Genomic DNA, 10,816 nt, shown 5'->3' on the forward strand with positions numbered 1-10,816 from the left:
TTATGCAAGTTTGTTACATATATTTATTCTTTAATAATGGATATCGAACATAATTTAAAAAATAATACATATAATGTTTTTGAATAAATATTTAATATGGATAATTAGTAAAAAGCTGAGCATTCGAATGGAAAGGATGTTCTTTTTGGTGTGAAAATTTTAGGATAAATAATGAATCGTATTAAACGCGTCATTTACCACATCAATAAATTAAGGTGGGGAGAATATATGAAAGTAATCTTTCAAGGAGAGGGCGGCGCGAAAATTTTTGAGTCATATGATGAAAATGTAAGTGATTTATTAGCTATATTAAAAGAAACGAAAGGGATTAAAATCGGGATTGTTGAGTATAAAGTGTTAAAGTACGAACTTTAATTATTTTCGTCATCCGAAAAAAGCGGATACAGAGAGAGAGTTACATATAATAGTACAACCTAAGTATATGTAATGAAATATAATAATAAAAATCACTGATTCAGTTTTGTAAAGTTTCATAGAGTATGTAAGAAAAGAGAGTGTTGTAAATGCTCTCTTTTCTTATGCTTTGTGAGTTCGTTCATCATAGTATATGTTTTCAGTTATAGATGGTTAATAAACAAAAAAATTTAAAACTTTTTTGTTTAGGCAGGGATTTTATATTTGAGTAAATAAATATACTATGAAGTATTTTTTATACGAATATTGGAGGAGTATAAAATGAGTTTAGCAAGTTACATAGGCTGTAATGTAGAAATTCCGTTAACGGAGCCCGATTCTAATGATGTAATTGTTTTTGGACCATGTTTTGCAGATGAAAGTATGCTTGAAATTGTACAAGAGTATCAATTCCAAAAAAATTACATATATGAGGTTTCAACTAGTTGGGGAATTGAACTTGTCGAGTAGCAAAACGTAAAGGAAAAAAAAGAAGCGAAAGAAAAACTTTTAACTTTATGCAAGATTATGGAAGGTTATTTGGAAGATGGAGACTATTTCGAATTATTCAGTTGTTGGGTTGGTGATGAAGATAAGGAACGAGTAGGGGAATTGAAATTAAAAATAAATCATTTTAATATAGATGAATTATGTATTCCAGAAAGAACATTAGTTAGGATAGAAAAATAAACATTGAAATATTTTTTAAGAAAAGGCGATTTCACTTTGTGTGAAGTCGCCTTTTAGTTGTTATATGCATTTTACATAAGAAATGAGAAGTTTATTTGATAAAGGAAAAAAGTATGGAGATAAATAAAATTATGTTTTTTGTTAAAAAATAATAAGTATGGCTCTTCTCAAAAGAACGTAAGTTCGTGTATAATAAGAACGAATGTTCTTTTGAGAGGTAACCTAATTATAGTTTAGAAGTAAATCCGAGTTTAGTGAGTATTAAAAATAACTAAGGGATAGTATGGCTAAATAAATGTATAAATGATCAAGGAGATAAAAAATGAACGATGTAAAGATACAAAAAGAAGAAAGAGAGTGGGTTCCGTTTACAGTAATGTCCGAACAACTTTTAAATATGAGAAAGATTATTGGAGAGAAATTAAAAGTACAAAAACCGCTTTTAACAAATGAAGTAAAAGAGAGAATTTCTGATAAATTATTGACGTCATTACTGTCTGAGAAAGAAATATTGGTAACATATTTTGAAGATGGTTACATACTAACAAGCTACATGACTGTTGTACATATCAATCCGGTAAAACAAATTGTAATTTGTACAGACGCCTTTTATAAAACTTACGTATTTAACGCTATGGATATTATTGAAATAACGTAAAAGAAGCTGAATATTAAATGGCAGCTTCTTTTATTTCTGATTTATGAGACAAATAATATAAGAAAAAGCAGCTAGCTTTGTGCTAGCTGCTGAGCCCCAGGGAAAGGGAGAAAAAGATAGGGTACTCCAAAATCGATAAGAGCTGTCAAACAGCCTGATTATAGTATAGACAAATTAAAATTTTCTATACAAAAAGTTGAACATAAGATTAGGCTGTACCCACTTGGTTTTGATCTGCAAGGTCAGAATCAAATGTATTGGTCGCGCTAACACCGCTAAAAGTATTAACAACAAAACCAACGTTTGATGCGCCGGAACCATTATAAGCTTTCGTATTTTCTTTCGGAGAAACGTTGTAGAAATCACCTAAGTTAAATGATCCATTACTATTTTGTACGACTAAATTTCCTACAACTGATGGCATAATTTTCACCTGCTTTATAATAAGTTGTTAACATTACTATATGGAGTTATAGTCCAGATGGTTCATATAATAAAAATTGTGGAATAGTAAAACGTTTGGAGCATGGATTTCAATAAAAGTGTGTTAAAATTAATATAATAAAGTTGAGTAATTTTTAAAAAAAATTTGTATAATTGATATATATGAAAATAAAGGAGGCAAAATGTAATGAAAGATATTATGAAAAAAGTTGATTTAACAGATGCCAAATCAAGTAATCTTGTTGCACTAATTTATAGTAATGAAGTTATATTAGTTGAAGACGCATTTTGTCCAAATGAAATAAAATTAAAGTTTAATGAAATTGCAATTTTATCTGCAATTAAAACAGCTCATATTGCGAAAGTGTCTATTAGGAAAGAACTTGAAGCGCTTTTTCATGATACGGGTGTTATATTAGTGAAACAAAATGTTGATTATGGTAGTAGCCAATCTATTACCATGCATTTTGAGCAATTTAAAAAGTTGCAAGATGAGATTGAATATTTAAATAAAAGTATGTAATAAGGCAGCTAAATAAAGGTTCTATCATAAAGGTGGAATGTGTTTTGTTGAAAAAGTGGTTTGAAAATTATTTGGGTGAATCGCATTGTAAACATAAATATATTTTTATTAAGATGCAGGATAATGAGGATTTTAAAAAAGGTACATTAGGTGTAGTTTATATTTACCAGTGTGAGAAATGTGGAAAAGAGAAGTTGAAATGTAAAAACGATAATGAAATAAACAATGAATTTTTAGATATATAGCAAAAAGTAACCATGATGGTTACTTTTTTTATTTATGTATGCAATATCAAAACCATTACTATAGTATGAGTTGATACTATAGTAAATGGCTGAATAAAAATGAAGAGAGTAAGATATAGGGAAGGAGGATGAGAGAAATGCAGAGAAAAGAAATTGGTAAATCTGTAATTATTACAGGTGTGACACAAGGGTTAGGACGTGCGATGGTTGATCGATTTCATGAATTAGGGTGGAACATATATGGTTGTGGACGTTCAAAAGATAAAATTGAGGAACTAAAAAAACAGTACAGTAAAATACATGATTTTCAAGTAATTGATGTTTCAGATTCTCAGCAAGTTAACAACTGGGCAAATTATATACTTAATAGACATACGGCTCCCGATATGATAATAAATAATGCATCGATTGTAAATCAAAATGCACAACTTTGGAAAATTACGGCTCAAGAATTTGAAAATGTAATGAATGTAAACGTGAATGGTGTAGTAAATGTAATAAGAGCGTTTGTTCCAGCAATGGTAGCTAGGAAAGAAGGAATTATCATCAATATGAGTTCTAGTTGGGGTAGAGCAGGTGAGGCTGAGCTTGCGCCATATTGTGCCTCGAAATTTGCTATTGAAGGTATCACTAAATCTATGGCCCTGGAATTACCCCATGGCATGGCTGTAGTTGCTTTAGATCCTGGAGGGAGTATTAGTACTCCAATGCTGAAGTCATGTGCGCCACAATATATAAATGAATCGCCTACACCTGAAACTTGGTCACATAAAGCAACTCAATATATATTGAATCTAACAATAGATAAAAATGGAGATTTGTTGACATGCCCAGCATGCATATAAAAAGCACATTACATCATTCACAAAATTACATCTGAAAAATAAAATGAAAGATTAAGGGTGGAATTTATTTATCCCGCTATTTGCCAATCAGTAAGACCCCCACCTCAAAATTCAGCGAAAGCAAAGAAGTTAGGTGGGTGATGAAGAAAACCCCACTGATCAAAGTTTCACTTTGTTTTGTAAGGTTTAGAAAATATTTAAATAGGTGATAAAAATGAATCCAAGCGGTTTAAAAGTGACAGGGGCATGGTTTCAAGTAGGGGGCAACCTTACAGCTGCTATTGGAACGACAAGAGGATTTATTGGAGAAGAGAAAGTTGAATCGGATCTTGTTATTGTAGGAAGCTCATTACAAGCCCTCGGGTATATATTACAAATCATTGCGAGCAATTATGATGATGGGGAAGAAAAAAGAGAAAATCAAAATATAGGCTTAGAGAATCAAAGTAAATTACTTGATCAAATAGGAATTGAGCTATTAGCATTAGGGAATATATCAAATGTAATAGGAACATATTTTAATATAAATGAACAATCGAAAGAAAATGATTATCTTATTATTACAGGGAACAGTTTACAATCGATCGGTGCTTTTTTAGGAGTAGAAGCAGCTTTGATGGATATAAATGTACTACAGAAAATTATTATATTAGGTAACTCCATGCAAAGTTTAGGTGCTGGATTACAAGCGTATCAAGGTGTTTCAAATGTATTGAAAGATGAGAGAGAAAATGAAGATAGTATTTTTGATAAGAAGGATGAGAGAATAATTGCACTCATTGGTATTTGGATACAAGCGATAGGAACGTTAATTTCTGCAATTGGAGTAACTGCAATAGAGGAAGAAAATAGGCTAGAAAACAATGAAAAGGTTGAAATACTTATATAAATAGAAGGAGATACATGAATTTCATAGGTACGTTAAGATTAAAATAGTAGTAGGTTTTTTTGCCTATAGATAGAATATATAAAGTAAGAGATGTTATATATACTTAATGAAAATTTATGTAACAACAACATCATAAGGTTTCTTTACGTATGTTTTGAAAAGGGATATATAAAATACAAAATAAGGAGTTTTCAAGGGATGATGTATTTATTAGCAATTTTTCTTCCACCTGTTGCTGTACTATTTTGTGGAAAACCAATTCAGGCAATAATAAATTTCATATTAACATTAATATTTTGGGTTCCAGGAGTTATACATGCAATTCTTGTAGTGCATGATAAAAAAGCTGATCGGCGTTTGAAAAAACAAATTCAAGCATATGATGAAATTAATAAGAGGAATCGAAGATAATTCATCTGTGAAATGTTTTTAAAAGAAAGGAGGATTAACCTCCTTTTTTTAGTGGGTGTTAAGTTTAAATTTTTGTGTGGCGGAAAGAATTTTTAATATAAGTTTTATGATAATAACTTTTAGATTGTGCATGTAATAGGCCAGTATAAATACTTTCTGGTACATTAAAGAAATCGTACATACCGTTCTTTAATTGGATTCGCAAAATCATAGAAAAAGGATTATAGCCAACAGCAACTATATTTTTTGAAATCACGGGAGATAGCTTCATCATTACGCAACTCCTCACTTTTCATTTTTAATAATTTCTTGTATATGTTGAGGTTGTGATGTTGAAATCCTTATAATTTAAGAGGTATTATACTTATATGCAATATATTAAATGTTTGTTATACGTAATTATAAGGAAGTTCACACGAAGTACATATCGTTGTGCTATTTTTATTTCACCTTTGATTTATAAATAAGAAAATATTGACCATTTGAAAAAAAGGTATATTATTTATACGAGGTATTAAAAATTCACTTTTTACATTCTATGCTTAAAGGGGCAGCGTTATTAGGAAAAATAGAAGTGAAAATAGTTTGTATAAGAAGTATTCTAAAATTTATAATCTGTGAATTGGGAAAATATTGAATGCTCCAGGTCAATATACTTTCTTAATCAAATGCATTTTAGAAAGTGACCTCAATATTTTTAAGTAAATCAACGGGAGAATTGAAAGGCAGGAGAAAGTAACATGTCAGAAAATTATCGTTCTCGAGAGGAACGACGACAAGTTAAAAAGAAAAAACAACCAGCTTCTAAAACACAAAAACCAAAAGGTAAAACATCATTCTTTCGCAAGTTTTTAATTACTTGTTTATTACTTGGTATTGTTGGTTTAGTGGCGGGGGTTGCTACCTTTTTCGTAATGATTAAGGATGCACCAAAACTTGAGAAAGCAAAACTTGTTAATCCGTTATCCTCAAAAATTTATGATAAAAACGGGGATTTGGTATATGAATATGGAAAAGAAAAAAGGACGAATGTTACGTATGAGCAAATACCTAAATTAGTAGAAAATGCATTTTTAGCGACAGAAGATTCACGTTTTTATGAGCATAGCGGAGTAGATTTTAAAGGTACTGCGCGTGCTGTTCTAGTAAGTCTTAAAGGAGATTACGGTTCTCAAGGTGGAAGTACGATAACACAGCAAGTTATTAAAAACTACTTCTTATCAATGGACAAAACACCAAAGCGTAAGGCACAAGAAATATATTTAGCTTATAAGCTAGAACAACAGTATTCAAAACATGAAATATTAGAGATGTACTTAAATAAAATTAACTTAGGAAACCGTTCATATGGGATCGCAACAGCAGCACAAAACTACTATGGTAAAGAATTGAAGGACTTAACATTACCAGAAGTTGCGATGCTGGCAGGTTTACCGAAAGCACCGAATAACTATGATCCAACGAAAAAAGAAAATGTTCAAAAAGCAACAGAAAGAAGAAATGTTGTTCTAAACTTAATGAATCGACATGGATATATAACAAAACAGGAAATGGAAGAAGCATCAAAAGTTGACGTAGAAAAGGGACTCAAGCCTGCAACTCAACTACAAACAATGCCATACCCTGCATTTATGGATGCAGTTGTGAAAGAAGTAGAAAAAGAATTGCCAGATGCTAATATTGGTTCTGATGGTTTAGAAATTTATACAACGTTAGATCCGAAAGCGCAGAAACTTGCTGATAATATTTTAAATAATAATATCATTGATTATCCGAACGATAAATTCCAAGGTGCATTTACATTTATGGATACGAAAACAGGAGAAGTTCGTGCTATAGGTAGTGGCCGTGGAGAAAATAAAGCTGTATTTAAAGGGCATAATATGGCAATTGAATTAGATCGTGCAGCTGGTTCAACGATGAAGCCGATTTTCGACTACGCTCCTGCAATTGAATATTTAAAATGGGCTACGTACCATCAAATTGATGACTCTCCATTTAAGTATTCAACGGGACAAGAAGTACGAAATTCAGATAGAAGTCATATGGGCCCTATTACAATGCGTGTAGCATTAGAAAAGTCACGAAATATCCCAGCAATTAAGACTGCGAAAGAAGTTGGAATTAATAAATCAAAAGACTTCTCTGAGAAATTAGGCATTACATTTAATACGGCACCGACTGAATCAACAGCGATTGGTACAAATGAAGTATCACCAACTGAAATAGCGGGCGCTTATGCGGCATTTGGTAATGATGGTAAATATACGAAACCGCATTTTGTTAAGAAAGTCGTTTATCCAGATGGTAAGTCACAAAGTTTTGGACAAAAACCAAAACAAGTTATGACAGATTCTACAGCATATATGATTACAGATATGCTTCGTTCTGTAGTTACATCAGGTACTGGTACATCTGCAAATATAGCATCTTTAGATGTAGCTGGTAAAACGGGTACGACAAACTACTCATCAAAACAATTAGCTCAATATAAAATTCCAGAAAGTGCAACTCGTGATAGTTGGTTTGCTGGATATACACCGCAATATACGATGGCAGTATGGACAGGGTATATGAAAGATGGTAAAGACGAGTATATTAGTAGTAAAAATACGAAAATTGCACAGTTGATCTTTAAAGAAATGATGAGTGAAATGGCTACAGATAAATCACGCTTTAAAATGCCAAGTAGCGTTATTCAAGAAGGTAGTGAGCTACGTATAAAAGGTGAAAAACGTGATTCATCGCCAAATACTAGCGTACCGGATACAACGGAGCAACCAAAACAAGATCAACAGCAAAAAACTGAAGAAGAGAAAAAGCAAGAAGAATTAAAGAAACAAGAAGAACTGAAAAAACAAGAAGAGCAAAAGAAACAAGAGGAACTTAAGAAGCAAGAAGAACAAAAGAAACTAGAAGAGCAAAAGAAACAAGAAGAAGAAAAGAAACAAAATGAACAAAATAACGGAAATGGTCAAGGAACGACACCTCCAGCGAATAACGGAGGAGGCCAAGGAACGACACCTCCAGCAAATAACGGAGGAGGTCAAGGAACGACACCTCCAGCGAATAACGGAGGAGGCCAAGGAACGACACCTCCAGCAAATAACGGAGGAGGCCAAGGAACGACACCTCCAGCGAATAATAATGGAGGTCAAGGAACTCCAACCCCACCTGCAACAGTACAACCAAATAATGGTGGAAATGCAGGAGAGGTTCCTGCCAATAATGGACAATAAGAAAAATTTATAGAAAAGTTTTCAAAAGAGCACTTAAGATTTGTAGGAATTTACAATCTTAAGTGCTTTTTTTATTTTGCTACAGAAAATGTAATGTTAAGGGCTGGATAGAAGAAAAAGAGTGAATTAACGTAAAGAGAGGAAAGTCTATTTGCAAAAGATGGTATGTGTTGGTTATCCCGCAAAGTGACTAACTGTGATGAATCATATAAAGTATTAAATAAGTAAAAATTATATTCAAATCTTTAATAAATATCTTTCTTTAATGGTTACTTTAGTTGGGGGAATAATTTAAAAAGTCGAATTTCTTATTTAGGAAATTCGACTTTTTATGTTGAAACTGGAGTGAGGTTAATCTTTATTGCAATGTAGGGGGAATACAGTGATGGCTATTAAATGTTAAACGTGCCATAAAAATTTTGAAAATAAATTGATGGGAAATGATAAAAGACTTGAGCCTGAGGTGGTGGAGCGTAGCTAGGGTGATAAAAGGTAGTGCTACTTGGATGGGCACCATGATGCCAAAATGAAGGGGTAGCTTGACCTGGTGATTGGTATTGTTGCCAAATTGCTGGAAGTTCAATGCCGACATCGGAACTTGCTGTATGAACGGCGGGGGCATGTATTTCGGGTATCGAAGGAACCGCGACAGTTACTCTTGATGATAATACCCACATAAAATAATCACTCCTAAGTTGTGATAATAAATTAGTATATTCTTTTCACACGTATAAAGGTACATATATAGGACTTTCGTTTAAAACATGCGTACAAAGTCTTAAGACTAATGTAAGCTGATGGTGGACTATTTAATATGAAAAGATACGTCTATTTGCGGAGGGAAAAGAGATCAATAAAATGTACAATGAGGGTGTTAATCGTAATATTTTACGAGTGTATGGAGGTATTTTTATGGAACGATTATGGACGAAATCATTTATTCAAATGACTTTCGCAATGTTATTTTTATTTACAGGATTTTATTTACTTGTTCCAACGCTCCCGCTCTTTATTAAAGAGATAGGTGGCAATGAATCGCAAGTTGGACTCATGATGGGAATGTTTACAATAGCTGCTGTTGTAATACGACCGATTATTGGAGGAATGTTAGATCAATATGGTAGAAGATCCTTTATTATTTTCGGACTCATCTTTTTTGGATTAACGATGTATTCCTATAATATAGCATCGACTATTGTCCTTTTAGCTGTTTTACGTGTTATTCACGGAGTAACATGGGCTGTTTCTACAACAGCTGTTGGAACAGCAATAACGGATATTATTCCAGATTCACGCCGCGGTGAAGGTATGGGTTGGTACGGGATGGCGATGACAATTGCAATGGCGATCGGACCTATGATTGGATTATGGGTTGTGCAAAATTATTCATTTCATGGTCTGTTTTTATTAGCGACGTTGTTATCTTTTATGGCAGTCGTATTATCACTAATAACGAAGATGCCATTTACGCCACAAAAAGAAAAAGGGAAAATTCAGCTATTTGAGAAATCCGTATTAACAATCACGATTGTAGTATTCTTTTTATCGTTTGCATATGGAGGAATAACAACCTTTTTACCGTTATTTGCATCATCAATTCATGTAAACCCGGGAACTTTCTTTCTTGTATATGCAATTGCATTAACAATTGTAAGACCAATTTCAGGGAAACTATTAGATAAGTATGGAGAAGTATTCATCATACTCCCAGCATTATGTATTACTATTTTAGCTATAGTTGTTTTAACTATTTCAAATGGTTTGTTAGGTGTAATTATCGCAGCAACATTATACGGTATTGGATTTGGATCAGCGCAGCCAGCTTTGCAAGCGGCAATGCTTACAATTGTTGATCCGAGTAAAAGAGGAGTTGCAAATGCTTCATTTTTTACAGCGTTTGATTTAGGAATCGGGTTAGGTGCTATTTTACTTGGAGTTGTTTCACAAATGTTTGGTTATCGTATTTTATTTTCAGGGAGTGCAATTTCGGCATTAATAGCCTTAATTATTTTCGTCTTCTTTGTAAAACAACGATTAGGAAAAAAAGAGTTTGCGTAAACTGGAGGAATAAAGATGAAAATTTCAATTGATCGTAAAGCTCTGCAATGGTTCCAGGAAGAATTACGTATAAAGCACGGTGAATCTGTACGTTTTACTGTAAGGTACGGAGGGGATAGTTCAATTCAGCCCGGATATTCTTTAGGGGTTGTTGCTGAGAAACCAGAGGGGGAAATAGTGTCAGTTGAGAAGGAAGGTATTATATTTTTTGTAGATTCTGATGATCTTTGGTATTTTCAAAACTATGATTTATTTGTAAGTTATCATGAGGAGATGGAAGAAATTCAATTTAATTATGTAAAATAATAACTTTATTAAAAATGAATAAGTTTTATATAAAAATTATATTTAAGAGATAGTGAAATAAATATCATATAGTAACGAGCTGTATTTATGTACA

The 10,816-nt window shown here is 32.6% G+C and carries 14 protein-coding genes and 1 pseudogene; 12 read left to right on the plus strand and 3 right to left on the minus strand.

Going from position 1 to position 10,816, the window contains the following annotated elements; genetic code table 11:
* The first annotated feature begins 228 nt into the window (after window positions 1-228).
* The 4 genes and pseudogenes from ACO6VI_RS32005 to ACO6VI_RS32020 all read left to right on the plus strand — a co-directional run bounded on the left by ACO6VI_RS32005 (window position 229) and on the right by ACO6VI_RS32020 (window position 1,762).
* Window positions 229-448 (plus strand): annotated as a pseudogene (locus tag ACO6VI_RS32005) (hypothetical protein).
* A gap of 248 nt (window positions 449-696) precedes the next feature.
* Window positions 697-885 carry a hypothetical protein gene (locus ACO6VI_RS32010; RefSeq protein WP_063547170.1) on the plus strand — a complete coding sequence of 63 codons (189 nt, stop codon included), beginning with the start codon at window positions 697-699 and terminating at the stop codon, window positions 883-885.
* Between the two features lie 69 nt (window positions 886-954).
* Entirely contained in the window at window positions 955-1,104 is a 150-nt protein-coding gene (locus tag ACO6VI_RS32015) for a hypothetical protein (protein ID WP_015406475.1), read from the plus strand.
* Between the two features lie 322 nt (window positions 1,105-1,426).
* Complete coding sequence (locus ACO6VI_RS32020; protein ID WP_088020938.1) at window positions 1,427-1,762, plus strand: YolD-like family protein; 336 nt, start codon at window positions 1,427-1,429, stop codon at window positions 1,760-1,762.
* Between the two features lie 208 nt (window positions 1,763-1,970).
* Here ACO6VI_RS32020 and gerPF read toward each other — a convergent pair whose 3' ends face one another.
* A complete protein-coding gene (gerPF, locus tag ACO6VI_RS32025; RefSeq protein WP_001141569.1) occupies window positions 1,971-2,186 on the minus strand; it encodes a spore germination protein GerPF in 216 nt (71 codons plus the stop codon).
* Between the two features lie 207 nt (window positions 2,187-2,393).
* Here gerPF and ACO6VI_RS32030 point away from each other — a divergent pair, with 207 nt between their 5' ends.
* From ACO6VI_RS32030 to ACO6VI_RS32050, 5 genes are all read left to right on the plus strand, one after another.
* Entirely contained in the window at window positions 2,394-2,729 is a 336-nt protein-coding gene (locus tag ACO6VI_RS32030; RefSeq protein ID WP_063547172.1) for a hypothetical protein, read from the plus strand.
* 44 nt (window positions 2,730-2,773) lie between these two features.
* Window positions 2,774-2,974, plus strand: a complete 201-nt coding sequence (locus tag ACO6VI_RS32035; RefSeq protein WP_063547173.1) for a hypothetical protein — start codon at window positions 2,774-2,776, stop codon at window positions 2,972-2,974.
* A 137-nt stretch (window positions 2,975-3,111) separates the two neighbouring features.
* On the plus strand, window positions 3,112-3,819 hold the full coding sequence (locus ACO6VI_RS32040) for an SDR family oxidoreductase (RefSeq protein WP_063547174.1): 708 nt from the start codon (window positions 3,112-3,114) through the stop codon (window positions 3,817-3,819).
* Window positions 3,820-4,033: 214 nt separating this feature from the next.
* Complete coding sequence (locus ACO6VI_RS32045) at window positions 4,034-4,708, plus strand: DUF6944 family repetitive protein (RefSeq protein WP_001069869.1); 675 nt, start codon at window positions 4,034-4,036, stop codon at window positions 4,706-4,708.
* A 198-nt stretch (window positions 4,709-4,906) separates the two neighbouring features.
* Complete coding sequence (locus ACO6VI_RS32050; RefSeq protein ID WP_000990219.1) at window positions 4,907-5,119, plus strand: YqaE/Pmp3 family membrane protein; 213 nt, start codon at window positions 4,907-4,909, stop codon at window positions 5,117-5,119.
* A 64-nt stretch (window positions 5,120-5,183) separates the two neighbouring features.
* Here the strand turns inward: ACO6VI_RS32050 and ACO6VI_RS32055 are convergent, their stop codons facing one another.
* Window positions 5,184-5,393: a KTSC domain-containing protein gene (locus ACO6VI_RS32055; protein WP_000977080.1), complete on the minus strand. Its 210-nt coding sequence runs from the start codon at window positions 5,391-5,393 to the stop codon at window positions 5,184-5,186.
* A 466-nt stretch (window positions 5,394-5,859) separates the two neighbouring features.
* On the opposite strand from ACO6VI_RS32055, the gene ACO6VI_RS32060 reads away from it, so the two are divergent.
* The gene (locus ACO6VI_RS32060) at window positions 5,860-8,358 is read left to right on the plus strand and encodes a transglycosylase domain-containing protein (RefSeq protein ID WP_001293956.1); all 2,499 of its coding nucleotides are present in this window, start codon (window positions 5,860-5,862) and stop codon (window positions 8,356-8,358) included.
* Between the two features lie 392 nt (window positions 8,359-8,750).
* Here ACO6VI_RS32060 and ACO6VI_RS32065 read toward each other — a convergent pair whose 3' ends face one another.
* Window positions 8,751-9,035 carry a hypothetical protein gene (locus ACO6VI_RS32065; RefSeq protein WP_063547175.1) on the minus strand — a complete coding sequence of 95 codons (285 nt, stop codon included), beginning with the start codon at window positions 9,033-9,035 and terminating at the stop codon, window positions 8,751-8,753.
* 235 nt (window positions 9,036-9,270) lie between these two features.
* Here ACO6VI_RS32065 and ACO6VI_RS32070 point away from each other — a divergent pair, with 235 nt between their 5' ends.
* A complete protein-coding gene (locus ACO6VI_RS32070) occupies window positions 9,271-10,416 on the plus strand; it encodes an MFS transporter (RefSeq protein WP_014482022.1) in 1,146 nt (381 codons plus the stop codon).
* A 15-nt stretch (window positions 10,417-10,431) separates the two neighbouring features.
* Window positions 10,432-10,722: a HesB/YadR/YfhF family protein gene (locus ACO6VI_RS32075; protein WP_000703228.1), complete on the plus strand. Its 291-nt coding sequence runs from the start codon at window positions 10,432-10,434 to the stop codon at window positions 10,720-10,722.
* Window positions 10,723-10,816: the final 94 nt, after the last annotated feature.

Origin of the sequence: Bacillus sp. PSXD-155 (assembly GCF_049310765.1) — a bacterium.
GTDB classification, from domain to species: Bacteria; Bacillota; Bacilli; order Bacillales; family Bacillaceae_G; genus Bacillus_A; species Bacillus_A cereus.